Raw genomic sequence first — 26,865 nt, forward strand, 5'->3', positions numbered from 1 at the left:
CGGGGGCACTCGGCTCCGCAGCACGAAAATCACCTGCGCCATCGTGCTACCCTCACCGCCTCCGATCACCAGATTTTGGCTGAACACACGACCCTTGTCCGTCGAGCGGATCGTAGAGCGATAAAGGAGTTCTGGAGCTAGAAGAGGTCGCTTTTGTATGGCCGCGGGTCGCGAGCGGTCCGGTGACCATGTTGAGGAAGGAGATGAGCACGACAAAATCATGCGCGGACAATGCGGACAATGGAGAGCCCCCTACATAGTGGACGCAATGTTTGGGGAGCACCTGGAATGTTGTCGGCCCAAACGTTGCGATTAGCCCATCAACAGGCTCTCTTTTTGGCTTACAGCAAATCGAACCGAGGTGCGGGTCGGCTTGGACCAACTTGACTGCCGGAGGTGTCCGATCGTATCGAGTGGAAGCTTTTGCTGCGGAGAATTCCGATCAGACTTCGATCTCGCTGGCGACAGCGACCGCATTCTCAACTGGCGTGAAGATGTCCACATTTGCCCCCGGAGCTCTGATTGTCACGATCAGCGCATAGCGGGCAGTCCCGTCAAATCGCTCCAGATAGGGCTTTTCTTTCCACCAACCTCCGACCGGAAAGACGCCAATGGCATCACGCTCGGCGAGGTCAGCTGCGCTCCCAGACCAAAAATCGGAATGCACGGATCCATTGTCGCGAAATGTTCCGAGCAGCCAATCCTCGCCTCCACCTGGAGGCGCTCCCTGCTCCTCGTCGCGTGCCGCCTGATTAATGCGGGCTCTGAACTCGTCGATCGTCTCGGTCCCCGATTTCACGCGGAAGCGAAGACCGTGCGAGGCGTACCGATTTCGTCTTGTCCACCCACGCTCTCCCGGGTTGGGTTCGATGAAATAGGATAAAGTCGCTCGTAGCTCTACCTGCGCGGCCCCAAGTGCGGCCAGCTGCTCCTTCGGCCAAGGCAGGCGATGGAGTTTCATGTCGCGGGTCTTGGCAGCCGCACTCCCCTCTCGCTGAAACGGATTAAGTTCATCTTCGACGATGAGCGTTAAATCGTTCACTGTCGAAAGGAGCGCCCGGTCAAGATCTGGAACTCCATAACCATAGCGACGTACGAGCGCCTGTAATTGCCCCTTTACACCGTTGCATGCGTCGATTCTGAGCGCGCATCTGTGGGGTCCAGTCAGCCGAATGCACAATCAAAGCCCTGACCGTTTCTGGCCAGAGGCCCGGGCGCGCGACCAAAATTTGTCCCGCCAGCCGGGCGGCATGGGCGGTGGCCGCGCTCGTGTCGCCGAGGGTTGTGAAGTGACGTAGCTCGGGGCGGAAATAAGTCGTGAGGATTTGCAGATCGTCAATCGGTTCGCCGGGGAGGACTCCGTCATGCGCGAGGTTGCCCCCTTCGAACACGACGTCGGGCTTCACAGGCCATTGCCGGTCCCAAACAACAGAAGTCCTGCTGCGCGGCGATAGCTCGCCCGCCGGTGCGACCGGTGCGTAGCCGGCGAACTCAGGATCGATGATATCCACTTTCTCAGTGTAAGCACCAACCGTCAGCGCATTCCACGCCTGTGCCGGATCCTCAACGCCTTCAACATCATTGCGTGTGAGATGGTCAGCCGGCGTCAAATCCTCGGCGATATTTCCTGCGGACAGAATGATTAGGCGCCGCTGCTCCTGCTCAAAACAAAGTTGGTCGATCGCGCGCAGGATTTGAACTGGTAACTGCCATTGCAATGGCGCGGCGACGGGTCGGCGCCTGAATTTCGGCTCGAGCAATTGCCTCTCCGGTGATCGCACCATAGAGCTCGGGATCGTTCGCCTCCTCCTCGGGCGGCAAAATGCGCACGCTCTCGAGCCGATAAGACAAGGCAATTGGATCATTTCCGGCGAGGACGGGGACAAGGTCGCCGTAGAGTCCAACACCGGCCATTCGCGTCCCATGACCTCGCCACGCCGGGGTGTCGTCGCTGCCCCAGTCGGGCTTGATTGTGTGACAGTCTTCGGCGGCAAGCGCAGGTTCGATCAAGGGGTGAGTTCGACGCACCCCGCTGTCGAGAACACAGACAGCGACATCGTTGCGCGGCGGTGTCACGCGGTGGAGCAGTTCACCGCTCCAATCGCGCTGCTCTGCGCGCCCGAGCCCCATGAAGAAAGACGGTGTATCCTTCGCGCGCCGCAACTCGGCCACGACGTCGCTGTGAGCCACAAGCCGGTCCAGCGTTGCTACGGTCGCAAGCGCAAGCATGACCTCTCGCTCGGGAAATTTGACCGCATGTGCGCGCAGGGTGACATTCAGCGCTTGGGCGATGCGCTCGAAATTTTCCCGACGCCCCCTGCGCAGCCAGATCTCCCACCAGACCTCTTCATTGGGTAGCTGCGGAAAGAGCGTGTCATCGTCGGTGTAGAGCGAACGTGCTGTAGCCAGCCGGATAGTGTCAATCCGCGACACCAACGGCTCATTCCGCGGGCTGCCCTTCTTGGTGTCGGAGTCGCGATAGGCCTCGACTTTTCGCAGATAGTAGTTCTCAGCCTGTTGTGGCACGAAGACCGAAGCGCGGAGCGGCTCACCTTCTCTTATGGGATCATGGACCGCGACAACTTCCATCTTTTGTCGTCGATCGGCCAATTGATCCAGGGCGATGCGCTCGCGCGCCGGCAATTCGATATCAAAGTATGACCCTGCTAGCCCTACGGCGAGGTTGAGATCGCGAGCGGCGATCTGCGCTCGAGCCGCCTGAATTGCCTGTCCAACAGCCTGGACCAACGCCGCTGCATGGCCTGCACGATCGCGTTCAGGCACCGCGGGCGGTTCGATTTTCTGCTTGGGTCGCCGATAAGGCTCTCGAACACCGTTGCCGCGAAGATGGATGTGGGGTCGATCCCGAGGAAAATCGTCTGTCATTATTACCTGTACTGTCGCTTACTCAGACAGCGAGGCCCGCCGGCGTTCCATCAGCGCTTGACTGAGCGCCTCTGATGTTATGCGTTTCCCGCCCTGCAAGAGTATCGCTTTAGCCGCATCGTCCGCAGCTCTTACAATTTCCGCCTGAGATAAATTATGGGCCTGCTCGACGGCATGCTTCCAGGCGATTCCGCGCGTGTCGAAGCGATCGAGGCGCGCTTGCAGCAAGGCTTCAGCCAAGTTCAGATCAGGCAACGCGTATTCAATAACGTCGTCAAATCGACGAAAGAGCGCCCTGTCCAATAGCTCGGGATGGTTGGTCGCAGAAACGACGAGGCCGTGGCTTTCATCCTGCTCCAGAAATTGCAGGAAAGAGTTCAAGACACGGCGAATTTCGCCGACGTCCTGTCGCTCCCCGCGCCGGGCACCAATAGCATCGAACTCGTCGAAAAAGTAGACCCCGCGTGTTGCCTGCATAGCGTCGAAGACCAGCCGTAGCTTTCCGGCCGTCTCGCCCATGTATTTCGTGATCAGGCCATCCAGGACGACGGTGAACAATGGGAGATGGAGTTCGCCCGCCAGGGCGGCAGCCGTCATGGTCTTGCCCGAACCAGGCGGTCCCACCAGCAGCAGTTTGCGACGTGGCTTCAGACCGTGCTGGCGCAAATTCTGCTGCTGCCGCTGCTCAGTCAGCACGCGTTCGAGCCGATGTCGCAATTCGTCCGGCAGTACCATGTCGGTCAGACGCAGGTCCGGATAACCGGCGTGCAGCACCCCAACCAATTCGCCTTTAGGCTGCACTAACGGAACGGGGCGCGCCGTCTTGGTCATTGCAGCGTCGCTTGTTTTGGCCTGGTCAATCAGCTCTTTGAGTTCCTGCGCCAGCTTCCCATGCCCCTGCCGCGCCTCATGCGCGGCAAGCTGCATTGCGGTCGCGAGGAAACGCTCACCGTCGCCGGCAATGTGGCTCTTCAGCAAACTAACAATATGGCGAGCGGTCGACATGGTCTTCAGTATGATCCTATCAACGCCGGCTGGTTGCGTTTGCCTGCGTGATCCACCTTGACGTCTTAGCAAGCGATTGTACCGCGAATTCGTGTCTATTCCATTGCGATTCCTCAGAAATGGGGCTGCAGGCACATTTTTGTACGATTTCCTACGGCACGGCAGCGGTGGATATCTCGCCTCCCTACTCTGCGGGTGCAGTTCCGCTGGGCTGCGAAATCACTGAGTGCAGCGGGCTAAACCCTGGCAAACTGGTCAAAAGATATTCGCTGGTCTAGCGCGGATTGTCGCGCTCTGACCGCGATGCTGGCGGTCTGCTCGTTGCACCAGAGCGCCGAATTGGGAGTTGAATGCCTCAGCTTGGGATTGCCTCATGCGCATTGCGGCGCTGCAAGTAGCTCATCGCCCCTTCGCTGCAGGCGCACAGCCGCAGAGCTTCAAAGCAGTAGCTGTTATCGTCGCCTTATCGTCTCCCGCGATGCCGGCAAGGTGGCTCGCTGAGCGAAGGGGTGTCCGTAAGCGGTCATTGTTGAAAACATAGCGGGATGTGCTAATCTCGGGCGATTTCCTGCGCCGCGAACGGATATCGCGGTGAAATTCGCCTCAAGATTGAGGTCCGATTATGCAGTACGATCGGATTGATGCCCGCATCCTCGAGATCGTGCAAAAAAACAATCGTATCACTTCCGAAGCAGTCGGCGACCTGGCCGGACTTTCTGCCACCGCGTGTCAGCGGCGACTGAAGAAGCTCCGTTCTGATGGGATCATTGAGGCTGATATCTCGATTGTTTCGCCGAAGGCGGTAGGCAGACCCATTCAGATGCTTGTGCTTGTTAGTCTGGAGCGCGAACGGGCTGATATAATCGACAAGTTTAAGAAGGCCGTTAAATCGTCAGTTGAGGTCGTCAACGGCTTCTACGTAACTGGGGAAGCGGACTTTGTCCTATACATTACCGCCCGCACCATGGAGGATTATGAGGAGTTCACGCGGAAATTTTTCTATGTGAACCCTGACATAAAAGGCTTTAAGACGATGGTCGTGTTGGATCGCATAAAAGCGGGCTTTGCCGTACCGATCGAGGTTCCCTCCGAAGATTGACCGCGGGTTCAGGTCGACCGCAGATCGCTACGACTATCTTTGTTCGCCAGTGCACGTCTGCGGGACTGAAGGGCAGCAAATTGAGACGCGCCCACGACAAGGCCGTTGCCTCCATCAACGCTGGTCGGAGTTTCACTCGGGGGCGAGCGGCACGCCCCCGACCGAGACGGGCCCTTCGGGTTTGGGCGGCTGGATCACTCTCTTTACCGGCCTCAAGACGGGATGGGGTGCAGGCGGCGGAGGAGTCGGGGGCACAGTCATGGCGAGGGGTAAATTCTGCAGAGACACGATGTTCGCGGTCAGCGCCTCGATCTGATCCGCCATCCGTGTCAAATCGGCCTGCTGCGCACCGATACTGCGATTGAGCTCTGCCATCTCTTCAATCGCTTGCCGTTGCCCCGATCGAATCTCTGAGAGAGTTTCCCTATCTTCAGGTGATAAACTCGGCACAGGCACCGGTTCATGCGCCGATAACGTCGCGAAAGCTGTTTCGATGTTACTCCAACAATAAGCTACGCCGGCGCACAGAGCGATGGAGACGGCTACGAGCGCGAGACTCCAAGAAAAACGTCTTGAGGATTTGTGCAGGACGGGTGGCAGCTCCGAGGCGTTCACTTGCTCAATCACGTCCATGATCCCCAGCTTCTCATTCTGACCTATTGGGTTTTCTCGTTGACCTGAGAGGGGGCAAGGGTCAAGAGCGCGGCCGCAGACAGCACAGTTTTACGCAACTTTGTCGTCACTCGCCGCTCTTCAGTGCTGTGACAGCGGGGCGCAGCGACTCGTCCGAGAATTTTGAGCCAGGGCTTCTGCCCGCGGACCTTCTCTCTGCACCGGACGCGCTGCTGGATAGCAGCGAGACAATGTTGCTCGCGGGGAGCCGCGTGCGTTGCGCTGTGCCCAGTTTAGGCAGCTGCGATATCAGCAATCGACGGTGGCGTTCCGCAGAGCAGCCTTACTGAATCCCGCCCGCAATCCGTTCGCCGGCGGCGCGGCGGCACTGGCGGCGTTCGTTCCGCCGCCACCATTTGCTCCGGGGGCCTGAGTACTAGCACTGACGGAGCGGTTGACTGGCTAGGAGCCTCTTCGGTCAGAGGCTCTGGACGGCGCGAGCGGGCTTCCATGAACTCCAGAACTTCCCGTCCCTTGCCGATGATGCGCCACCCGCCAGTTAGGCGCTCGACCAATTTCTGCGAGAAGATATCCAGATCCGGCACATGCGCGGCCATCGCTTGGTGCGATCGGTCCAGTCGTATCCGCTGGTCGCAAGTATTGCCATGTCGCGTTTGATATCCGCCATCACTGCGAAGCCGTCCGGATAGCTTACCAGGATCTTCAGAACTGTGACCTGGAAATTCACGTCCACGCGCCTTTCGCGACTATCGCCACATCGTTGGCGCCTCCATGAGAGCCTCACGTGCGATTTGCTTGAGCCGCTCGGGCGACGTGTCGCCTCGGCTGGCTGCTTGTAGAATTTTTGAGGCAACATGAGCACGGGCGCCCGTATCGTTAGTGGAAATGTGAACGCAGACCTCATCAAGGACGGCGCGCAGAAGTGCGGTGGTTGCAGGATCAAGCATAGGACCCCCGAGGGAAAACCTATCGTAGCGAAATCATACTGGTCCACAATTCAAGAATGTTAAAGCTTGCAAACGTCATAGAGAGTCTAATTTCAATCTTCGCAGTTGGCAAATCCGGAAAATGCTCACGCGCTGCAGGGCAGCTTTTCCTAGATCGACTCTACTGAAACTTTCCGCCGAGCCCGTGGGGCTCGCCGGGCCCGGTACTTCCGCTCGCACCATCCAGAATGAGCGTGTGGATTGACGCATAACAACTGAAGTGTGGCCAGACGGTGCCTCTGACTGGAAGGCATGAGAACTAAGAGGCCCCGTCGAGCGGAGGTTGGCCATTTAGACCTGCGTCCTCCCCCAAAGCATCCGGTGGATCGGACCTGTTTTCCAAGCACGTCTTCGCTGCCGACGAATTTACCTGCGTCACAAATCCACCGTTTGCGGTGGCGAACGAGGCGGCAGAGCCGACGCCGGTCGGCCCTCCATCCTTCATCGCTTCGTAACGCGACGTCATAGCAGCCCCTCTTCTCAACATAACGATGTCTTGCCTAGTCTCTGAGAACAACAAGGGGGCCACGCGCGAGCTCTGCACGTCGGCAGCCGGGCTATGCTGGCCTTCTCGCCAGGTTCGGTCGCAAGTACAGGAATGGCCTCATGGTGCGATCCCGACCACAGGTTGGAGATCCGCGACCGACACATTTCTGTGTCGCCTTGTTGCGTTCCTCTATTATCGTGAAAAGCAATGCAGACTCTGTAGCCATGATTTTCTCAACAAACCGCCCCGGTCCGTCTCAAACAATTAGTATCGGGGCTAGGAAGTTGTATTTTGCCTATTTCCTCCAAAAAGAGCAGCAATTGTGCGTTCAAGAGCCAAAGTCTGACGTAGCTCGTCAGAAGGGAAACCGTCTGCGTGAGTGATTGTCTTGAATGATTTGCCTTGGCAAAGCAGGCGCTACCGACGAATGTACACCACCGATCCCGGGACGCTCCTGCGCGAACGGGCGGATCGGCGGCAGCACCCTCGTCGCGAGCGCGAAGAGGGGCTTGATTGTTTTGGCTGCGCGACGAGCCATAGTATCAACTCGAGAGAGCATCGCTTTGCTCCGGCATCGGAGTTCGACTCCAGCAGATCCGGAACCGGCCGAATCAGGCAGCCCTGGCTGCCTGAGGCCCTGGTGCGTTCCCGCGCCGGCGGCCGCGACCAGTCGACAGATCGCGAGCGAGATTGTCGCGACTCGTTGCGCCATTCTGCTTGTCATCGATCGCATAGTACTGGGCCGCACGATTGTCCCAAATGGCGATGTCTCCGAGCTTCCACTTCCACCGAACCGCATTTTCCGGCGCAGTGATATAGGACTGGAGCAGACGAAAGAGCTTCTGGCCGGTATCCTCCTGCAGTCCGACGAAATGGGCTGCGAAATCGCCGAGTGCGAGAATGCGCTCACCCGTCTCGGGATGGATTCGAACCACCGGGCGGCCGATTTCACGTCTCGCTTGAACGACCCCTTCGTCCGGAGACTTCGTGTTTGCCTCCGCAGCTCTTGACACTCCCGCTTCCGAAAAATCATTGCCATAAGTGGCCCATAGGTCGTCAACCAGCTTACGCAGCGGCAGCGGAAGGTCGAGATATGCGGCTCGCATGTTCGACCAGGCCGCCTCACGGCCACCGGGCGCGATCGCCGCCGACCGTCGAAGGGAGAGTCCTGAAGCGACGTGGGCGGTGATAGTTGTGGACGAATCGCCATCTGAACCAATGGCCTGGCCGAGCATAGCCAACAAGCGCTCGTGCCCAAGGTGATCAAGATGCTTCTGGTCACGAAAGAAGATCACCTTGTGCTCACGCACGAGTTGGCGGATGGCGCAGAGAACGTCCTGAGAGATTTTGGCAGAAAGTCTGACGTTCACTATCTCGGCACCAAGCCGAGGCGAGAGCGCTATGATGTTCGCCCGCGGATTAAACGTGTCAACGATTGGCGCAGTTCGCATGTTTTATCCTCATCCTATGATCCAGTAGACAACACTCCGCGATCTCCGATCGCTTGAGCGATCGTCGAGTCGGCGTTTCCAGGTCCAATCGGAATAAGTATCTTTTCCGAGCAACGCCGCCCGGAGTTTATTGGGGCATGATGCCTTCGCTCTGACGTCGAAAATGTAAGACCCATCTTTGCCTAGTCAATGAAACGAATTCGTTTTTGTTTCTGATGACGTGCAATGTTTCCTTCACGACCGTTGCTGTCGGTGCAATATCTGTTTGGACCAGCGCGGAAGCTGCGCCGACGATATTCATTTCTTCCTGGGTTTGACTGTCTCCGGCGTAACGATCTCCGCCCCACACGATCTGAGCTACCGATAAACTGATACAGATTCATGACGAGAGCACAGGCAGTCTCATCAAGTTGAACGTCAAGGCGATCACTTCGTCCGGTCGGAGCCAAAGACACGCCGTCACGCGCTGAATCGGTCGTGGCCCTTGGCACTCGCGGGATCTTTATTCTTGCGGCGCCGGCAAGCCGGTTCGTCACGAATCGAACTCAGTCAAGACCAGCGCTGCATTACCCCACGCCGAAAAAACCGAAAGCAACTCCACTGGGTCGGATCCGGGAATACACGAGCGACGTGTCCGATGCGGTCGACCAACAGCGCTCGAAATTCGAACAAGTAGCAGTTGCTGCGACCCCGGGAACATTTGCGCATAAAAACTGCAGCATATCGCGGCGAACGCAGCCAATGATCCGAAAGAAATGATTATCCGATGTCCGCTTGCACGATTTGACGACGTTTCGTGCAGGATTGGAGTGCCAGGGAGTTCATTTACTCGCTGGGCTCCTATTCAGTGCCCTTCGGGGCGTTTTCCTCCCTGACTCGGCCGCGCGGTTTCTCGCGCGGCCTTTTTTCGCCAGTTTCGGAAGACCGGATAGCTCGGATTCGACAGCCTTAGGAGTAACGCGATGACCCCGACCGCCTCCGCACAAGTCAAGCAAGGCTCGTCGAACCTGCGCGACCGCCTGAAAGACCCATTGCTTCTGCGGGAGGCCTGCTACATTGATGGCGCTTGGGTCGGCTCACCTGCCCTTGCCGTAAATAACCCGGCAACCGGCATCGAGCTTGCCAAAGTGCCGCAGCTCTCCAGCCACGATTGCACGAGAGCGGTGGAGGCTGCTGAACGTGCCTTTCCCATATGGGCGAAGCTCACGGCTAAGCAACGCTCCACCATTCTGCGCAAATGGTACTCTCTCCTGGTGAACGGGTCCGCTTTGTCGGCCATCGCGGCCTATAATCTGGGCTAGCGACTCACGACGTTGCCGTCCGCACCTCGCTTGCACCTAATTATCGGGAATCTAGGTGAGAATGTCACGTTGGTAGCGGCATTATGATATTGTCGATCAGCCGAGTTGAGCCGACATAGGCAGCAACGCACAGCAGCGCCGTACTCCTCAAAGGGCTGTCAGCAGGTTTAAGATCACCGCAATCGACTAGGTCGAGGTACTCTAGCCGATCAACGGCAGTCAAATGCTGTTTTGCGATCGCGAGCAGCCGGCCTACGTCTCGTTCTCCTGCTTGAAATTTTTCCGCCGCAGCGAATAAGCCGCGACTGACGGCGAGCGCCCGCTGACGCTCTTGCTGACTGAGATAACGATTGCGGCTACTCAGTGCCAGCCCATCGGCCTCCCGCACCGTCGGTATGGTGATGATCTTTATCGGCAGATCAAGATCAACAGTCATGCGGCGCACCACCGCGCATTGCTGAAAGTCCTTTTGTCCAAAAAATGCAACATCTGGCTGTACCATGTTGAACAGCTTGCAGACGACAGTCGCAACTCCACCGAAATGTCCCGGTCTAAAGGCTCCGCAGAGCGGCTTTGCGATCTCGCCGGGCTCAACGAAGGTCTCAAATCCAGCCGGATAGATTTCTGTTGTACCCGGCGCAAAGAGGATTCCGACTCCGGTATCTTGACATAATTGTTCATCGCGCAGGAAATCGCGAGGATAGGTGCCGAGATCCTCGTTTGGACCGAACTGGATAGGGTTCACGAAAATGCTCACGACGTTGACATCACACTGCGCTCTGCTCGCTTCGATCAGGGCCCGGTGTCCCTCGTGCAGATAGCCCATTGTGGGAGCGAAGCCGCCCCGCTTGTTCGGCCTGCGAGTTTGGATTACTGCTTGCCGAAGCTCCGCGACCGTCCTGATGGTTTGCATCTGTAGCTCTTACGTCCGATTGGAAGGCGTCCATTGTGCGATCGGCTCGCCAAGGCCTCAGCAAGCCAGGTAGGATTCGTCTGGGCTCGGATACGAACCCTCTCGCACATCGGCGACCCAGCGCGACAACGCGTCTTGCAAAAGCCCAAAGCCATCCGCATAAGTGCGAACGAATTTGGGGCGGTGACCGGGCGGTCAGACCCAGGAGGTCATGGAATACGAGCACCTGGCCGGAACAGGAGGGGCCCGCGCCGATTCCGATCGTTGGAATCATCAGGGTTTCGGTCGCACGCGTTGCGAGATCGGCTGGGATACCTTCAAGGACACTAGGGCGAAGCATCCGGCTTCCTGCAAACTATGGGCGTCATCCAGCAAGCGCAGGGCTTCATCGGCCGTTCTCCCCTGCACCTTAAATCCGCCCATCACATTCACGCTCTGCGGGGTGAGGCCGAGATGACCCATCACGGGAATTTCGCAATCGGCCAAAGCACGGATCATTTCGACGCGCTTGGCTCCCCCTTCCAGCTTCACAGCGTCTGCGCCACGCTGCAGGAATCCGCCAGCGTTTCGGATCGTCTCCTCCGGGCTGAGGTGAAAGCTGAGGAATGGCATATCCGCCACAAGCAAGGCACGAGGCCTCGTGCGGGCCACTGCCTCCAGATGGTGGTTCATCATTGCCACGCTGACTGGGAGGGTGTTGTCGAACCCGAGACAGACGTTGCCAACGCTATCCCCCACTAGAAGGATATCAACGAGGGGATCGGCGATGCGCGCCGAAACGGCGTCGTAAGCAGTGGTCATCGCTACACGACGCCCCTCCCGCTTCCAGCGTCGTAAGACTGGAATGGTGACCCTTTCCGCGGTTGGAGACGAAATGTGACCCATTCTTCAAATCCATGTCCTTCGATCACCCGTATTTCGGAATAAGCCTTCGCAAGGAGGCGCATCAAGCTGGTTGCGACGACCACGACCCAACGCATCCCAGGCTTGTTCGGGGTCCCTTGAGCCGCACCAATTTCGCGAATGATGACGGCCTTTTCGACCAGCCGCGAAGCATGACGCGTTGTCAACCGGGTGGATGGTCCGTCGCCAACTTCACAGGGATGTGCCGGTGGTCTCTTGGTCCGCCGCAGGCAATGCCATTAGGCAAAACGGCATCCAAGCCAAGAAAAGCGGAAAAAAGAAGAGTGGCGCGACCGCGCCTTCGAGCGCTGTCGAGGGCGGCGCGTGGCCTGCTGTTCTACACGAGACCCGCCTGTGGACCTTGAAAGTGCCAAAATCGATGATTGTCGCCGACATCTCTTACCTGTTGCTTCTGTGCTGCTCTCAACCATGAGGACGAGTTGAGACCTGCTCGATTGTAGCTGTGATCACGTGCCGCCCGCGCGCGCTGCACGCGAGCGGTCGGCATCACATTGTTCTGGACGATGTCCTCAAAGGCCAGGGCTTCGCCCGCCACCGCGACCAGACGCCCGCGCGAACAGTTTTGCGCAACCTGCGCTCGAAATCCGCGCTATCAATTTCCATGCGTGATCCCGCACCTGAGCGAAGCGCCACAATCAAGCAAGTCGCTGCGAGCGTAACCATTTGAGATTGGCTACCTGCCGCGCCTTGAGGCGATTAACGCATTTTCTGGAGCAAAGAGCCGTTCGCCAATTGTAGTAGCGGACCAAGCCAAACTTTCCTCCGCAAATCGCGCAGCACCGGGCTGAACCGTGGCGGGAATTATCGGAGCCATTGCGCATTCTCGCCTCCTGTAGACGTTATGCCTTCGACACTTCAAACTGCTTACATCGCGCCCCGATTTGCTTCGAAGCGGCTGTGACAGGGGTGCAGCATGGTCCGCCCGATTGGGCTCGCATCACCGCTTCTCCCGCGTGGCTCGATGCGCCGTCGGCATGCTCCACTGGTCTCGCCAACTTTACTCCCCGGCGACTCCCGATTGTTGCAATTAACGGGTTTGCGACGAATAAATCCTGCTCTCTTCACCGCATCTTCGATGGATTTAGATCGATTGACCTCTATGGCGTATGTAAAGCCGCAAACCTTTCCGATCACCAGCACAAACCTCTGTGGCAGAACTCTCTGTTGCGGCTGAATTTAAGCGCACGTCATCAAGCCAGAAAATCGGCAGCTTCACTGATGCCGGCGTAGATTTCGTCAAGATCTGCCGCTGTCGCACAACAAGGGGGCATCACATAAATCGTATTTCCTAGCGGCCGCAGCAGCAGATTCCGGTCTCTGAACAGGCGCTGAAGCTTCGGACCAACGCTCGCGAGATAACCGCTATCAGCTGATTTCAGGTCGAGCGCTGTGATAGTCCCCCTCTGACGGACATTTTCAAACCGACAGTCAGTGCGGAAGGGCGCGATCGCGCGCTCCTGCATGTTCGCGACCGACCTTACGCGCGCGCTAGGCTCCTCGTCCCGCCAGAGCTCCAGATTAGCCTTTGCGGCTGCGCAAGCGATCGGATTGGCCGTATATGAACTCGAATGAAACAATGTGCGCGTACGATCTGTTGAGTAATGCGCATTGAATATATCGGCCCGGGCATAACGTCACGGCCAATGGCAAAGCTCCGCCCGTCAGTCCTTTTGAATAGCAGGCGATATCAGGCGTCACATTTGCCTGCTCGCAGGCAAATAGAGTACCGGTGCGGCCCCAGCCCGTCATCACCTCATCGGCAATGAACAGGACGCCCGAGGCTTCGCAAATTAGATTCATCTCGTTGAGTACCCAACCCTGGTACATCAACATTCCGCCTGCTCCTAATATCAGTGGCTCAACGATGAAGCAGGCGAGGCTCTCGGTTCGACACGCAACCTCGAGGGCATCCAGCGTCGTCTGCTCACGGCCCCTTTTAGGAAATGGGACTACACTCACGTCGAACAGCAGGGACTCGTAGGCCGCGTTAAACACGCTACGGGCGCCGACCGACATCGCCCCAATGGTGTCGCCGTGATACGAGTGTTGCATCACCGCAACACGCGTACGCGGCTCGCCGATATTGAGCCAATAGCCGAGTGCCATCTTCAACGCGACCTCGACACTCGTGGAGCCGCTGTCGGAGAAAAACACGTAATCCAGTCCGCTAGGCGTGAATTTCAGAATCAGCGCGGCAACATCCTCGGCTGGTTCATGCGTATAGCCCGCGAAGATCACCTGATTGAGCTTGCTCGCCTGCTCCCGGATCGCGCGCACAATAATGACCATGCGTGACAACCCACCACGATGAAATTGCATCGATGATACGGCGACCATCATCGGTATAGAGGTAGGCGCCCTGACCGCCCAGCACCCGTGTCATCTCATCCTGAAGGGCGTGCTGGGTGAATGGATGCCAAATTGGCGAGCGCGTCTCTCGCGTCATAAGGTCAGGAAATCATCGCGAAGAAACGACTCTCTAAAGGCGAGCTGGAGAGCTTCGGACGGTCAGGGGAGAAAACCACGGCAGTCGCCCCAACCACCGCACCCGTCCAATCTCGCAGATCGCGCTCTCACTCTCCGGATTCCTTTCACCAATGAATGCAATCCCAAGAATGCGAATCTGCCGCTTTCGAAGCGCCTCTAGCGAGAGCAGCGAATGATTGATCGTGCCCAGTCGAGTGCTCGCGCACAGCACGATGGGAATCTGCCATTGCTCAAACACGTCGCTGAACAGTTTGCCGTAGCTCAGTGGCACCATCACGCCGCCAGCGCCCTCAATCACAAGCGGCCGCTCGCTCTTCTTCGGTAGCTTGAGCAACTCGGTATCGATCCGAATGCCTTCTAGTTCCGCCGAATGATGAGGCGAGGCCGGTGTTTGAAGCCGATAGAGCTCGGGAATGATTCGATCTGCGTCCAGACAGCCCAGTCGCTCGACAAGCTGCGCGTCCGTCTCTCCCTCCAGGCCTGCTTGAACCGGCTTCCAATAATTCGCCCCAAGACAATTGGCGAGCCCGGCTGAGAAGACCGTCTTACCGACGCCGGTATCCGTGCCCACCACAACGATCTGCCGACTCATCGCGCTTCACCTGTTGTCTCCTCGAACAAAGCGTCGAGCATTGCACGCACGTCATCCTCCACCACGTTGAGCGTCAGCGATATTCGCAGCCGAGCGGTCCCCTCCGGCACAGTAGGCGGGCGAATTCCGCGGATATCGAAGCCGCGCGCCTGCAGTCTTGACGCCAATTGCATCGTGCGCGCAGTATCGCCGACTAGATGTGGTACAATTTGTGATGCCGAAGGATTTCGCCAAGCCCGCAGACGCATTTCCGCGACCAAACTTGCCAGTCGTTCTTGAAGCTGCGGCTCCTGTTCAAGGACCAACAGCGCCTGCCGCACCGCTACGGCCACCAACGGGGAGGGCGCGGTCGCGAAGATGAAGGGACGACAACGGTTCACATGAAGTCGCGCAACACACCCGCGGCCGTCACAAGCGCGCCGGCGGCGCCCAGTGCTTTACCGCAGGTGTGGAGGACCAGGAGATTTTCGCGTCCTGCATACGATGCTGCGAACCCTCTCCCATGGTCGCCGTACACACCGGTCGCATGGGCCTCGTCGACCAGCAAGAACGCGTCATATCGCTCGGCTATTCCAACCAGATCTTCGAGGGGCGCGAAATCGCCGTCCATGCTGTAGAGACTTTCGACAACGATCCACACGCGGCCGATTCCGCCTTGCGCCCCTCCAGCGACGAATGGTGTCTTCGATGATCTGCGGCTCGTTGTGGCGAGACAGCTGGTAGCTCGCTCGGCCGGCGCGTGCCCCCTCATGGACACTGGCGTGCACGAGCAGATCCAGGACAAGCAGGTCGACCCGCTGCGGCAGCGTGGTCAGAATTGAGTAATTTGCGATGTAACCACTACTAAAGAAGAGAGATGTACCGGCTCGAAAAAACCGGGCTGCGTCCGGCTTCCAGAGCCTCGTGCTCCTCGCAATTGCCCCTCAGAAGCCGCGAGCCCCCTGCACCAAGGGGCGTTCCGCCCTCGAGCGCTGCGGTCACCGCCCTCTTGATGCGCGGCGCATTCGACAGCGCAAGATAGTCGTTCGAGGTGAAATCGATGCCCGCGCGCGGCTTTAGGCTCCGCAGCCGGTGGTCGCCCGCGAGGCTTTCCAGATCCGCGACGTAACTATTTAATTTGAACCCGCAGACCGGCAGCATGCTAACTCTTGGAACCTTCGCGCAGTTTCAGCGGGACCGACAATGAGATATTTTGTCAACCCGACAAAATCCGGTTCTCCCGATCAACTCTCACGACACGCGGGCTGAACGTTCGCGCCTCGTTGTCGTTGAACGAGGCGTACGCCACGATGATGAGCTTGTCTCCTGGTATGGCCAGCCGTGCCGCAGCACCATTCAGTCCGACGACTCCCGAGCCTGCTGGCGCCTCGATGACGTAAGTGCCAAACCGCGCGCCGGTCTCGACGTTGTAAATCTCCACGTGCTCGTTAGCTACAAATCCCGCAGCGTCCAGCAAGCTGCGGTCGATCGAAATCGCGCCCTCGGGATGCAGATCGGCCTCGGTTACCGAGGCGCGATGGATCTTCCCCTTCATTAATGTAACGTGCATGTCCTACCTACGATGAAAATTCGTACCCGACCGGTTGCTGCTGTAGCTCACCGGGACAACCCAGAGGTCATACCAAGCCTGCTCAACAAGTTTGCGTCCCGATGAGCTTGCGGATTGTTCGTGGTCAACAGCATGTCACCAATGAAAATGGAATTAGCCCCGGCCAAAAAGCACAGCGCTTGCAGCTCATCGCTCATATACTGCCGCCCGGCCGACAGACGCATGACGCTCCTCGGCATCATGATCCGGGCGGTTGCGACCAGACGGATACTCGCGATCGGATCTGGGCGCTTCGCAGTCGCGCTGACCGGAACGCCCTTCACCTCATTCCACAGGTTGATCGGCACGCTTTCCGGATGACCAGGCAGGTTGGCGAGCAACAGCAGCATCCCTATTCGATCTCCGATGTCCTCGCCCATCCGGACAATGCCGCCGCTGCAGATCTTGATGCCGGCCTCGCGAACGTGTGCCAGTGTGTCAATTCGGTCCTGCAGGCTTCGCGTGGTGATGATCCTGGCGTAGAACTCCGGCGAGGTGTCGACGTTGTGGTTGTAGAAATCGAGCCCGGCTTCGGCCAGCCGTTCCGCCTGTCGTATGTCCAACATGCCGAGCGTGACGCACGTTTCCAGTCCAAGAGCCTTGACCGCGGCCACCATGTGGCAAACCTGATCCAGATCGCGATCTTTCGGACTGCGCCAGGCAGCGGCCATGCAGAAGCGGCTCGCCCCAGCTGTCTTTGCAGCTTGAGCAGCAGCGACCACGTCGGACGACCCATCAGGCGAGACGGTTGGACACCTGCGTCGTAATGAGCGCTTTGCGAGCAATAACCGCAATCTTCCGGACAGCCGCCGGTCTTGATGCCCAGTAGGCTGTGGCGGTTTCGACGTGGTTTGCATCAAAATTCTCGCGATGAACGCTCTGCGCTTGAAACACCAGGTCGGCGAAAGGCAAGCTATACAGGCCTTCGACCTCTGCGCGCGTCCAATCAGTGCGAGCGGACTGACTGTCGCTGCCCGCTTCGGCTCCAGCTGCGACAGCGACTTTCATGAGGCTCACTTCTGTATCCAGCACCAGATTGGTAGATATTCGCCGATATTTATCGATAATCTCCAATCCGACTGATGCCGGCAGAGTTTGCGAGGAACAACCTTCGGCGAATGGGCTGGCCCAAAGTCTTGGTTCGGCGCGCGGTGAGCCACCGATCGGCCACTTTAAGGGTAGCGCGCTGCGAAAAGACCGCGAAAGCGGGTCAAGCATTGCAGAAATCCTGCGCGACGAAGCGTCTCTCGCTCTTCCGGCGCTGCACCGGCAAATGATAGATAATCTTAAATGAACGAGAATACGACAATCGCTGAGCGCATCGCCGATGCGCTCGGGGAGCGGATCATCAACGGGGCTCTGCGTCCGGACGCACCGCTGCGACAGGATCATGTCGCGCGGGAGTTCAGTTCGAGCCACGTTCCGGTACGCGAGGCATTTCGACAGCTCGAAGCCAAACATCTGGTTATCACCGTCCCGCGCCGCGGCGTGCGAGTGGCTTCACTGGATACCAAGTCCGTGAAGGAGATCGCCGAGATGCGGTCAGCGCTCGAGGTAGTCGCCCTACGCAATTCAGCCTCGAACCTCACGCCTCAAGGCTTGGCGTGATCGAGCTGGCTCTGAGCGATGCAGAGAACGCCCGTACCATTGAGGAGTTCGAGAGGGCCAACCGCGCGTTCCATCACGCGCTCGTCGCTCCCTGCGGGATGCCGCGACTGCTTGCGAGTCTTGATGGATTGCAGCTAGCGAATTCACGGTTGGTGTTCGCGATGGCCCGCAGCGGCGGCTGGCGACCACGATCAAATCAGGATCACCGCCTGATTTTACAGGCGCTGCGCGCGTGCAACATCGATCGAGCTTGCGATCTGCTCGCCCGCCATATTCAGACGATCGAGCGGCTTTCACTGTCCGCGTCCGCAGTACAGGAATGACTTTGAGCGCGAGCGATTCGATCGCTATAGCACCTCTCCGAAGACCGTTATCTCAGCTTCTTGCGGCATCAAACCAGGCTTCCATGATTCGTCACATCGTCCTGTTCAGCGCCAGAGAAGACGCCGCTATAGAGCAGATCATCGCGGGACTTTCCATTCTCACTCTAATTCCGCATGCACGCCGGCTCGAGATTGCCCGTAACCGCAAGAGCGACCAACTCGGTAACGATATCGACGTTGTCGTCTATGGAGAGTGTTTGATACTAGCGTAGGTTGCATTCGACTCCGCCAAGCTCGGTACGCGAAACACGTCGGCGGATTTTATCTGCGAAGGTGCCAGTTTAGAAAAGATCCTTCATCAAATTAATGAACCACTCGCCCTTCAACTCGGTGCGGCGCCTGTTGATGCGAGGCCAACTGTTCTGGCAGAACGAGTCGCGTTACCGTCCATTCCAGAGGGTGCGCTAAGTGCTCCCGCCAGCCGTGCACGAATTCAAATCGATGGGCGCGAACGTCGCCGACGGCATCGGCGGCCCCGCTGACTGCGATTTCGGATTTCAGTTCCAGATATTCGAGCGCTAGCGCGGAATGCTACCGGCTGTGTCAGCCGACAGTACCGCCCTGCTGGTGTCATTCCCGCATACGCGCGCGCATAGTGCACGGGTTCGTTCAACTTTTGGCGCGCTCATGAGCGTCGCCAACAGCAGGATACGTCTGGCTAGTCCAATTAGGGCGCAGCGGCAGGCGCGCCGCAGGGCAGGATGGTGGCCTCCTGCAAGCGTCTGCTGATGTCGGCTACCGCGTGAACGCGGGACTCCGATATGCCGCTCGATGGCGTCGAGCGAATTGTTGACCGTGCAGCCGCTTGGCACCCCCCGCGACTCCGGCCGCGAAAAAGGGACGCCGGGATAGAACCGGCGAGTTTGCACGTCACCTCGGGATTCAGCATCCTACAACTCAAACGGTCCGAGTTCAGGATAGGAACGCGTGTCTACAAAGACATTGACGGTCAGTTCAGAAACTTCACAGCGAGACGGCGCTCATCACGCCATACAACGGAGCAATCAATATCCAAGCCAGCACCTGGAACACGCAGGCCGAAAGCCGCGGGCACGAAAGGCGCGTTATCGATTTGGACGATCGCAGAGGAATCCGTGAGGTGGCGGACCTTGCACCGCACAGGACTGCCGTCCACCAATATCTGCGCAGCATAGATGTTACGTCGCCGCTCGTTCGCCACGTCTCGCAGTCTCCCCCGCTCTAGCGCGCGGGAGATATTGATCGACGATTCCAGTCTCAAATGAGGCTAGACCGTGGTTTCATTGCTAGGCCGGGAGCTTTTTCTCCAGCGCGGCCGACTCCGTCAGGGCCAGATCCTGCGCTGCCACGGCCTTGTGCTCACCGGCTTTGCGATCGCCCCAACCGCTCGCAGCGGCGATGCCGCGCGCGGTCAGGCTATCGAGAGAACGCTCAAGCACATGGAAGTATTCGCCAAGCTCCGCCCTGCTTCGGCGCGTCCAGCCCGGCGATCAGGACGTGCTTCGCCAGCTCAGGGAAGAGGAGAGCGAGGTTATCCGCGCTTCGGCACTGCAGCTCGGCGTCCATGTCGCTGTGTGCGCCGCTCTCGACGTGGCTGACGAACCCGGGTTTCGGATGTGGTTCAACTTCGCGCTTGAGGCAAAGCGACGCGACATGACCGGGCTGAGCTTCAAAAAAATGATCCTGCCAGCCGAACAAGACCGCCCCGGCGCCGCCAGTAAACGGACACGCCGGAAGGACAGCAAGGCAAGATTGATGCTTCACGCGCCCAGCTTGTTTAGCGCTAAGCCGGCCGGGATCATCGGGCTCTGTAGGCCAACTGCGGCCGAGTATCCCTGTCCGATTGGGACAAGCACGGCTGGCAACCCAGAAGGACGACGGACTGGGATCGCGCAGGCGCGCTTGAATGTCGGCCTTGCCTGCCTGGCCGGCCTGCAAGCGGGCCTCCCTTTCTTTCCTCATCACGCTGCGATGGCGCTCTCAGCGCTCCCCTCCACGTCCGTCCCAGGGGCCTTCTTCACCTCCCTTATTGCCGGCGCTTCTCAGCCCCTCCCCTGCGGCGAAAGCGAAGTCGCCGTCATCGCGCGCCTGTTACCAGGCCAGCCTACGGGGCGTAGCGACGGACGACGGCCACAGCGCTCCCGCTCGTCACCGAAATCATCGAGCGCGCCCTCCAGTCACGAGATCGAGCCGAGCGGCCTGACCGTGACAGGCACCTCGATCTCCCCTTCGCGGGCGCGTGCAGCGCGATAAGGGAGATACTGTTTCGCCTTCCTGCTGGAGCTGAACGACGGCGCGCTCGATGCTCAGGTCTCTGCCTTCCTGAAAATAACTGCCGCAGCTACCCTTGGTATTGTCGTTAGTGCCGCGCTGCTAAGCGCTTTGCGGGTTGCAGAAGTAGATGTGGATACCGCATCGATCTTGAGACGATCGCGCTGAGCGATTTTCGGCTCCCTAGGTCAGCGCCCCCGGCCGGTGGGCCGGGGGCGTTCGATCCACCAACGCAAGTACCGATCAATATTTGAGCAAAATCGGACCACCGAACTTATAGTTCAGACGTGCAGTCATAAGATCTAAATTTTGGCGGATGCGATCGCCGCCCACTGGACCAGTAGCCGTGACAAAGTTGACGTCGGCATCCCGCATGAACAAGTGGTCGTATTCGACGCTCACCGACCAGTTCGGCGCGAACCCGAATTCGATCCCGGCGCCCACAGTAGCGCCCCAAGGGCTGCTATTGGAGCTCGCGAACTGCACGCCCGCGACTACGGAGTTGACCTGATAGGTATTGCTCGTCACTGCGGCGCCACCTTTGACGTAATGCCGATCTGCCATCGATAGCCGATCTGTCCACCTATGGTCATGCCGGTCGCATCATGGCAGCCCTCAGGCGTGCGGCCATTGAAATCCCAGCAATTCGAGCTTGAGCCCAAGCCTCCGTTCATACCTACGTAGAGGCCGCTCCAGTCCTAGATTGCAGCCGCGACCGCCTGCGGTCGAAACGGATATTGCACGGAATCTCGGACTCATAAGTATATCTATTACCGGAGGATTTGTTTCTGAGTTGCGCTTGCGAGCGGCGCATCCCGACTACACAATCAACAACCATCATGAGCTGTTGCCAATTCTGCAAGACCATGGCTTTTTCCGGAACGCATAAATCATGATTGGCGAGGAATGATCACACAACGTCGCTCCTAAGACAGCGGGACAGAGAATAGGCCTTATCGAAGTTGGACACATGGGACCGGGTATTGGCATCAGCATGTTGCGTCAGCAAATCGAGTTGCATATCAAAGCCAACAAAAATCGCTTCGGCGCCGATCGCTTGACTGGAGCGGGCGCCCATGATCATCCTTCAATCGCTGGATTGGCCCAGCATGGGCGGCCGCAGCATCCCGAGCGAGTGTCACGGCGTCGTCCGTGCGCAAAGCTCCAACACCGACCAGGATTGGTGCGCGCCCCGCAGCTTGGTCAACTACCGTTTCGACAGCGCGGCGCCGCTCTTCACGCGTGAAATAAGGGTACGAGCCGGTGCTGCCAAGGAGACCGACGGAGTTTCGGATATCTAACCGTTACTTCAGAGGACATTGAGGTGTGGACGCGCTACCCCGACGCGACATTCACCTTGATCGCCCGGCCGACGACTGACCAATCGTCGGGCGAAGATTACCGTCTAGGCGCGTTCGACATCGGCAATCCTCAACAGTAGGACGGTCGGCCGTCGTCGCCTGCGGCACGGCCTCGACGCTGTCTCCAAGAGGATCGCGATCGGCGGTATCTCGCGGGTCGTGAACGGAAACCGTAGCGGTCAAGAACCCGACGCATTTGGCGAGGCTCGCACAGTCACAGCTCACGATGCATCTCGAAGTTTCGCAGCTGTTGCTGGGTTAGGAATTCCGACGCAGGCCTAGACGCTCCTTTTTGGGCATTCACCGGCAAGCACATTCGGGTGCGGCCTCCCGGTTCCCGAATTAACTTCCTGCGAGGAGATCAAGCTTAACTTGAAGATTTGATTGCAGCGGCGCATCGTAGGGTTAGCCTTGTGCACCGGACATTGCTCCCGTCCTGGGTCCGCCCAAGCGAAGCCGTCACGCCATCATATTCGGCGTGGCGGGTTCGTTTGCTCGGCCACGCACGCGAGTGTGATTTTGAAGAGGCCGTCAAAACACGAAACGCTCGACCTCGTCGAGATGCGTCGACAGGTTATCGGTCTGCGAACCCGGCACTCTGACAACGCCCGCGTCACATATCTGTTGAACCGGTTGCTGATCAAGACTGCATATCTCACCGAAGCAGAGAGCGCAGCTCAGGCGATACGGCTGTGGGACGCATTCACCGAAACGATGGCAGATGTCGAGAAGATCATCACAAAACGCGGCCAGGCGGCATCGATTAAGGCTAACAAGTAGATCCGGTTGCATAAGGCGAGCACTGCGTTGATGTTACTTATCGTCGCGCAGGTGGCTGTGTCTCGCGTAACCGCCTCCTTCGCGGCAAGGGGCCGCCGCCGTCACAAGCTGCGGCCCCGCCCGTGAGCGGCCTAGTAAGCGCGCCGCACTACTCGGCACAGGGAGGGCAGCCTCGGAGAAAACCGGTGGGCAAGCTCGAGCACTGCGGCTTCGTCGGTTTCGAGCGCGATCTTCTGGGCGAGCATCACGTCGCCAGCTGCCAGGGCCCGTTCGGGAACGAAACACCACCCGATCTTAGGCTGTCGTTCTTCATCAAGCTCCAAATCATTGCTCATAGTGCCCTGATGAATTCGATATCGCTGGCCGGTGCGGAGCCCGTGACTTCGAAATAACTCTCGGCATCAAACTGCGCACGCTGATCCGGAGATAGCCAATCGCGCAAAAGACGCCGCGCTCGCGCTTCCAGCCCATTTGCTCGACGAAGGTCCAATACAGCGAACGCAGGGCGCGCAAACGCGCACTACTTCCGACGCGGTTGCCTCTGAAAAACAACCTTTGCTGTGCGATACGGCCTTGAGATCGCCGACCGGCGACCGAGTAGGAGCGGTAAATCCACGACCCCGAGGGGCTGGCCAAGGCTGAGCGGTGTCGAGCGGCTCACATAGGCGCGTTTAAGTGCACAGCTCTGATTTCCCGCGCATGCTCATCAGCGTCAGAGGGAGCGCGATCCGTTTGCAGGCGCCATAGCATTAAGCGAGCTTGCCCGCTGGAACGCGGCGAACTGTCCATCGATTTTACCGGAAAACTGCGCCGCATCGCGGGACCAGCAGGAATTGTGCGACTCATTTGGATAATAATTTAGAGATTGGCTGGAAAGCGAACGAAGCGGCGACTGCCGATCTCTATTTCTCGCCGCAGAGGTCGTTCATGGGCAGTCGTGATCTAGTCTCCAGCAGTTTCCTAGGGCTGACCGCATTAGGAGTTGCGCTACTCTGCTCGAGCCTGCTTGTCTTCGTTTTCACATGAAGTGAACCGTCACTCGCGTGGCCCCTGCTCATTCAGTTCATCGGCTGGACGGGCTGCTCCCCTGCATTGGAGGCTAGCATCAGCCATCGCCGCTTGAGCTGTGTGATCATGTACGTCAGCGGTTCGCCACGTTGCCGGCATCAAGCATGTTGCCGAGGAACTCGAGCAAGATGAAGACTGGCTGCCAGAAGCCGCCAATGAAATGGAGATTGAACCTGGCGCAATCTGGGGCTATGGCGCCGGAGAACATGGCATGCAGGTTTTCACTAAGTTCGGAATCGAAAATCTGATCGAACTCGTCCGGATGTATAGGAAAGCCCGGAGCCGCCTAAGCGCTCGCCGCAAGAATAAGGTGCTCTCCGACGCCGGCCGATCCTCGACGCACGTTGCCGTCGTAAGATGCGGGCACAATCTTACGCCTTGGATGATCAGATGGTTTTTTGCTGCGCAGTTTTAGACTGGGACGTTTCATGAATGCTGCGATAGCAGGCCTTGGAGCCGGGCCCGTCGTGCGACTTCTGAAAAAATACATCCGCTTTGCGCGCGGGGTCGACGAGCTGACAGTAGGCGAGAAAGTTTATGCGATCGCCGGGTTTTTGGGAATTGTTACGATCTTTCTCCTGGTCATGTCTGTCCAGACCGTGCGACTGCAGAATTCCTACCGTGATACGCAAACGTCCTCCGCTGAAGCGGCGATCAATTCCGGACTGGTCAACGCATCCATCTATGCGATCGTGATGGACTCGCGCGGCATCTACATGTCTACCGAACGAGCCAAGGTGAAAGAGTTCGCGGACGAAATCCTCAAGCGCAACCACGAGCTTGCGGAGGTGATGAACGGCTGGGAGCCTACGGTCCGTTCGGAAGACTTTGAAGAGTTCGTATCGCTCAAACGGCGGATTGCCCAATTCATCGATTTCCGCCAGGAGTTGGTGCGCCGGGCGGTGGAGATTAGCCCCGCAGCTGCCCGCGAGTTTGGGGACACCGAAGCCAGCAGCACGGTTCGGGAGAGGCTGAATGCGGATCTGGAAGCGTTGCAGCGCGGCTATAATGAACGCACTCGCGAAGCAGATGGGCTCGCGCAGAAGAATCGCTGCGCGGCAGCGTACCTGTTCATGCTGGGTTTGGCGGCGCTGGTGCTTGCCGCGCTCAATGTTCTTGTGATCCGGGATTCAGTGCTGGCGCGGCTTTCAGACATTGCCCAGGCGACCGATCGTATCGGAACCGGGGACATCGGAAGCGAGGTGCCACATCTGCGAGACCACGACGAAATCGGCCACCTGGCGCGCGCCGTGCAGAACTTCCGCGCTGCTGTCGCTCAAGTTTTTGAGCTCGAACAACTTGAATTGGACCTCACCAAGCAGCGCGACGCCGCAATGGCCGAGCGCGACGCTTTCAACGACGAGTACCAAGTTAAAAAGTGGCAGCTCTCCGCCATTATCAACAGCATGCCGCAAGGCCTGATCATGGTCGATGGCAAGGCACGTGTGATTGCAATGAACAGCAACTACCGGCGCATGTATAATCTGCCCGAGACCATCGACTCAGGGGCGTCGCTCGGCGAGATCCTGCAGCACGGGCTGTTCAGCGGCGACATCAAAAAGTACGTTTCGGCCATTCTCGTTCGGATCGGAAAGAGGGAGCCGGCAGCTTACGAGGTAACGCTCGACGACGGCCGGATCGTCAAAATTTATGAACGGCCTATTGATGCCGGCGGCTGGTTCTCCGTCCAGGAGGACGTCACGGAACAGCGGCAGCACGAGCGTATTCTCGGGCGTACCGAACGCCTGCTCGCCACGATTGTCGAGAACGTGCGCGAAGGTATCATTGCCAAGGACGCACGCAGTCTGCGCTATCTGTTCATCAACAGGGCGGCCGAACGGCAGATGGGGCTGTCGCGCACCGACATTGTCGGCAAGACTGCGCGCGAATTGTTTTCTTCGGAAACGGCCGAGCTGATAGAAAAGCGCGACCAGCAGCTACTTGCGCAAAGCCAGCAGCTCGAGCCTATTGTCTGTACTATCTGCAATCCAGTTCGTGGCCGCCGGGTGATCTCGTGGAGGCGTTTGCAGATTGGCGCCCCCGGGGAGGACTCGCACATGTTCGTGAGTATGGTGGAAGACCTCTCCGATCAGGCTGGGACCGCCGACTAGCAGCTGGCATTACGTCACCCTCCGTGCAGGCGAATATGGGTACTGTCGCTCATTTCTGTTCTGTGCCAAATGGTTGGCATCCGCCCGAGGAAGAGTTCTCCACCAGTGCTGGCCTAGCTTGTCAGGTGTGTCGCTCTCGCGACGTCATAATTGTTCCATGGGCCGTCGAAACGTTTTTGACTTCACGGGGTGGCGAGTTCAGCGTTTGATTATGGCGGACCCCGGGGTAAGGTCTTTTCTCTCGAAGACAGTTTGAGGCGGGTTCAAGAGGCCGCTGTCCAGCGCCAGCGACCTCTTCGTTAGGTTCATCGGGAAAGTTCGTCCGATGCCGACGCAAGTATGGGCTCTCGCCGCGTCAATCGGCTGGACAGTCGTCGTGGCCGCGATCCTGCTCTATTTCATCTTCAGCCCTGGGTAATCCGGCGCCTCTTAAGGCGAGACGCCTAGTCGTCGTGATTGCGCAGCCGTGGCCACGGGACTGCCGGGCGCATAGGGCCGTGCCAAAAAGACGACCTACAATTGCCCCGCCGAATTGGGAAAGTCCGCGGAGGAGAAATCGCTATCTGCCGGAGCCTTGAAAGGACACGCCGAACGTGAGGTGACGCCAGCCGCGGTCATGCCTTTTTCTTCCTGGCGTTGGCCACGATGGCGTTGATGTCGACGGCTGGCCTGGTGGCCCCGCGGGCGGGCGCTTGTTCGGTGCCCGCGTCCAGGCGAATGTCCAGGGCGTCAAGGGCGCGAAGGATCAGACCGAGTTCAGCGCGCGCGTGACCGTGCTCAACTTCGATCACCCATTGGCGACTGACGCCAATGCTCTTGGCGAACGTCGATTGATCGAGTTTGAGCTTCTTGCGCCGCTCGCGAAGGACGGCGCCGAGTTCGGCCGGCGTGCGTACGAGCATGGGATCTCCAAATGTCAACGTTCGCTTACTTTAGCATAAGTCGGCGTTCG

Annotated in this window: 14 protein-coding genes and 13 pseudogenes; 6 read left to right on the forward strand and 21 right to left on the reverse strand. The window is 58.5% G+C overall.

Translation table 11 applies throughout. The features are described from left to right. Positions 1-442 precede the first annotated feature (442 nt). Both AB8Z38_RS16655 and AB8Z38_RS16660 read right to left on the reverse strand, forming a co-directional pair. A pseudogene (locus AB8Z38_RS16655) lies at positions 443-2,886 on the reverse strand (S8 family peptidase). 18 nt (positions 2,887-2,904) lie between these two features. After that, positions 2,905-3,891, reverse strand: a complete 987-nt coding sequence (locus tag AB8Z38_RS16660) for an AAA family ATPase (RefSeq protein ID WP_369726156.1) — start codon at positions 3,889-3,891, stop codon at positions 2,905-2,907. Positions 3,892-4,513: 622 nt separating this feature from the next. On the opposite strand from AB8Z38_RS16660, the gene AB8Z38_RS16665 reads away from it, so the two are divergent. Beyond that, the gene (locus tag AB8Z38_RS16665) at positions 4,514-4,990 is read left to right on the forward strand and encodes an Lrp/AsnC family transcriptional regulator (RefSeq protein ID WP_369726157.1); all 477 of its coding nucleotides are present in this window, start codon (positions 4,514-4,516) and stop codon (positions 4,988-4,990) included. A 132-nt stretch (positions 4,991-5,122) separates the two neighbouring features. Here the strand turns inward: AB8Z38_RS16665 and AB8Z38_RS16670 are convergent, their stop codons facing one another. The 4 genes and pseudogenes from AB8Z38_RS16670 to AB8Z38_RS16685 all read right to left on the reverse strand — a co-directional run bounded on the left by AB8Z38_RS16670 (position 5,123) and on the right by AB8Z38_RS16685 (position 8,547). Beyond that, a complete protein-coding gene (locus AB8Z38_RS16670; protein ID WP_369726158.1) occupies positions 5,123-5,623 on the reverse strand; it encodes a hypothetical protein in 501 nt (166 codons plus the stop codon). Positions 5,624-5,945: 322 nt separating this feature from the next. Continuing rightward, positions 5,946-6,350 (reverse strand): annotated as a pseudogene (locus AB8Z38_RS16675) (hypothetical protein). Between the two features lie 19 nt (positions 6,351-6,369). Then, a complete protein-coding gene (locus AB8Z38_RS16680; RefSeq protein WP_369726159.1) occupies positions 6,370-6,570 on the reverse strand; it encodes a hypothetical protein in 201 nt (66 codons plus the stop codon). A gap of 1,137 nt (positions 6,571-7,707) precedes the next feature. After that, entirely contained in the window at positions 7,708-8,547 is an 840-nt protein-coding gene (locus AB8Z38_RS16685; protein WP_369726160.1) for a TauD/TfdA dioxygenase family protein, read from the reverse strand. 962 nt (positions 8,548-9,509) lie between these two features. Between AB8Z38_RS16685 and AB8Z38_RS16690 the strand changes: the two are divergent. Next, positions 9,510-9,803 (forward strand): annotated as a pseudogene (locus AB8Z38_RS16690) (aldehyde dehydrogenase family protein); the annotation flags it as partial. Between the two features lie 109 nt (positions 9,804-9,912). On the opposite strand, the gene panC reads toward AB8Z38_RS16690, so the two are convergent. From panC to bioB, 8 genes and pseudogenes are all read right to left on the reverse strand, one after another. Further along, a complete protein-coding gene (panC, locus tag AB8Z38_RS16695; RefSeq protein ID WP_369726161.1) occupies positions 9,913-10,761 on the reverse strand; it encodes a pantoate--beta-alanine ligase in 849 nt (282 codons plus the stop codon). A gap of 226 nt (positions 10,762-10,987) precedes the next feature. Beyond that, positions 10,988-11,035: pseudogene (locus AB8Z38_RS16700) on the reverse strand (hypothetical protein); the annotation flags it as partial. After that, the gene (locus AB8Z38_RS16705) at positions 11,035-11,646 is read right to left on the reverse strand and encodes a 3-methyl-2-oxobutanoate hydroxymethyltransferase (protein ID WP_369726162.1); all 612 of its coding nucleotides are present in this window, start codon (positions 11,644-11,646) and stop codon (positions 11,035-11,037) included. The pseudogene AB8Z38_RS16700 and the gene AB8Z38_RS16705, both read right to left, overlap by 1 nt. A 1,229-nt stretch (positions 11,647-12,875) precedes the next feature. Then, positions 12,876-14,131, reverse strand: a pseudogene (locus AB8Z38_RS16710) (adenosylmethionine--8-amino-7-oxononanoate transaminase). Further along, positions 14,128-14,764: pseudogene (bioD, locus tag AB8Z38_RS16715) on the reverse strand (dethiobiotin synthase). The pseudogenes AB8Z38_RS16710 and bioD overlap by 4 nt, the downstream one beginning before the upstream one ends. Then, positions 14,761-15,904, reverse strand: a pseudogene (locus AB8Z38_RS16720) (8-amino-7-oxononanoate synthase). The pseudogenes bioD and AB8Z38_RS16720 overlap by 4 nt, the downstream one beginning before the upstream one ends. Before the next feature lie 55 nt (positions 15,905-15,959). Continuing rightward, on the reverse strand, positions 15,960-16,313 hold the full coding sequence (gene panD / locus AB8Z38_RS16725) for an aspartate 1-decarboxylase (RefSeq protein ID WP_369726163.1): 354 nt from the start codon (positions 16,311-16,313) through the stop codon (positions 15,960-15,962). Positions 16,314-16,360: 47 nt separating this feature from the next. Next, positions 16,361-17,360: pseudogene (bioB, locus tag AB8Z38_RS16730) on the reverse strand (biotin synthase BioB). 282 nt (positions 17,361-17,642) lie between these two features. Between bioB and AB8Z38_RS16735 the strand changes: the two are divergent. Together AB8Z38_RS16735 and AB8Z38_RS16740 are read left to right on the forward strand one after the other, a co-directional pair. After that, positions 17,643-18,283: pseudogene (locus tag AB8Z38_RS16735) on the forward strand (GntR family transcriptional regulator). An 83-nt stretch (positions 18,284-18,366) separates the two neighbouring features. Then, positions 18,367-18,537, forward strand: a pseudogene (locus tag AB8Z38_RS16740) (Dabb family protein); the annotation flags it as partial. Between the two features lie 1,071 nt (positions 18,538-19,608). On the opposite strand, the gene AB8Z38_RS16745 reads toward AB8Z38_RS16740, so the two are convergent. From AB8Z38_RS16745 to AB8Z38_RS16765, 5 genes and pseudogenes are all read right to left on the reverse strand, one after another. Beyond that, positions 19,609-19,761 (reverse strand): hypothetical protein, encoded by a 153-nt coding sequence (locus tag AB8Z38_RS16745; protein WP_369726164.1) that lies wholly within the window; start codon positions 19,759-19,761, stop codon positions 19,609-19,611. Beyond that, the gene (locus AB8Z38_RS16750; RefSeq protein ID WP_369726165.1) at positions 19,754-20,260 is read right to left on the reverse strand and encodes a triphosphoribosyl-dephospho-CoA synthase; all 507 of its coding nucleotides are present in this window, start codon (positions 20,258-20,260) and stop codon (positions 19,754-19,756) included. Before AB8Z38_RS16750 ends, AB8Z38_RS16745 begins: the two co-directional genes overlap by 8 nt. 576 nt (positions 20,261-20,836) lie before the next feature. Further along, positions 20,837-21,291, reverse strand: a pseudogene (locus tag AB8Z38_RS16755) (outer membrane protein); the annotation flags it as partial. Positions 21,292-21,503: 212 nt separating this feature from the next. After that, positions 21,504-21,677, reverse strand: coding sequence for a hypothetical protein (locus tag AB8Z38_RS16760; protein WP_369726166.1), 174 nt, complete (start codon positions 21,675-21,677; stop codon positions 21,504-21,506). Positions 21,678-21,699: 22 nt separating this feature from the next. Then, positions 21,700-21,888: pseudogene (locus tag AB8Z38_RS16765) on the reverse strand (dihydrodipicolinate synthase family protein); the annotation flags it as partial. Between the two features lie 585 nt (positions 21,889-22,473). Between AB8Z38_RS16765 and AB8Z38_RS16770 the strand changes: the two are divergent. Continuing rightward, positions 22,474-22,734 carry a hypothetical protein gene (locus tag AB8Z38_RS16770; RefSeq protein WP_369726167.1) on the forward strand — a complete coding sequence of 87 codons (261 nt, stop codon included), beginning with the start codon at positions 22,474-22,476 and terminating at the stop codon, positions 22,732-22,734. A 131-nt stretch (positions 22,735-22,865) separates the two neighbouring features. On the opposite strand, the pseudogene AB8Z38_RS16775 reads toward AB8Z38_RS16770, so the two are convergent. Beyond that, positions 22,866-23,247: pseudogene (locus AB8Z38_RS16775) on the reverse strand (hypothetical protein). Between the two features lie 983 nt (positions 23,248-24,230). Between AB8Z38_RS16775 and AB8Z38_RS16780 the strand changes: the two are divergent. Further along, positions 24,231-25,913, forward strand: coding sequence for a PAS-domain containing protein (locus tag AB8Z38_RS16780; protein ID WP_369726168.1), 1,683 nt, complete (start codon positions 24,231-24,233; stop codon positions 25,911-25,913). A gap of 614 nt (positions 25,914-26,527) precedes the next feature. Here the strand turns inward: AB8Z38_RS16780 and AB8Z38_RS16785 are convergent. Continuing rightward, positions 26,528-26,815: a helix-turn-helix domain-containing protein gene (locus AB8Z38_RS16785; protein ID WP_369726169.1), complete on the reverse strand. Its 288-nt coding sequence runs from the start codon at positions 26,813-26,815 to the stop codon at positions 26,528-26,530. Between the last annotated feature and the right edge of the window lie 50 nt (positions 26,816-26,865).

This window comes from Bradyrhizobium sp. LLZ17 (genome assembly GCF_041200145.1).
Classification (GTDB): Bacteria; Pseudomonadota; Alphaproteobacteria; order Rhizobiales; family Xanthobacteraceae; genus Bradyrhizobium.

Bases quoted from the DNA above. Each gene is read 5' to 3' on its own strand.
- AB8Z38_RS16660 (WP_369726156.1), bottom strand. From the start codon at position 3,891: ATGTCGACCGCTCGCCATATTGTTAGTTTGCTGAAGAGCCACATTGCC.
- AB8Z38_RS16665 (WP_369726157.1), top strand. From the start codon at position 4,514: ATGCAGTACGATCGGATTGATGCCCGCATCCTCGAGATCGTGCAAAAA.
- AB8Z38_RS16670 (WP_369726158.1), bottom strand. From the start codon at position 5,623: ATGGACGTGATTGAGCAAGTGAACGCCTCGGAGCTGCCACCCGTCCTG.
- AB8Z38_RS16680 (WP_369726159.1), bottom strand. From the start codon at position 6,570: ATGCTTGATCCTGCAACCACCGCACTTCTGCGCGCCGTCCTTGATGAG.
- AB8Z38_RS16685 (WP_369726160.1), bottom strand. From the start codon at position 8,547: ATGCGAACTGCGCCAATCGTTGACACGTTTAATCCGCGGGCGAACATC.
- panC (WP_369726161.1), bottom strand. From the start codon at position 10,761: ATGCAAACCATCAGGACGGTCGCGGAGCTTCGGCAAGCAGTAATCCAA.
- AB8Z38_RS16705 (WP_369726162.1), bottom strand. From the start codon at position 11,646: ATGGGTCACATTTCGTCTCCAACCGCGGAAAGGGTCACCATTCCAGTC.
- panD (WP_369726163.1), bottom strand. From the start codon at position 16,313: ATGCACGTTACATTAATGAAGGGGAAGATCCATCGCGCCTCGGTAACC.
- AB8Z38_RS16760 (WP_369726166.1), bottom strand. From the start codon at position 21,677: ATGATCATGGGCGCCCGCTCCAGTCAAGCGATCGGCGCCGAAGCGATT.
- AB8Z38_RS16780 (WP_369726168.1), top strand. From the start codon at position 24,231: ATGAATGCTGCGATAGCAGGCCTTGGAGCCGGGCCCGTCGTGCGACTT.
- AB8Z38_RS16785 (WP_369726169.1), bottom strand. From the start codon at position 26,815: ATGCTCGTACGCACGCCGGCCGAACTCGGCGCCGTCCTTCGCGAGCGG.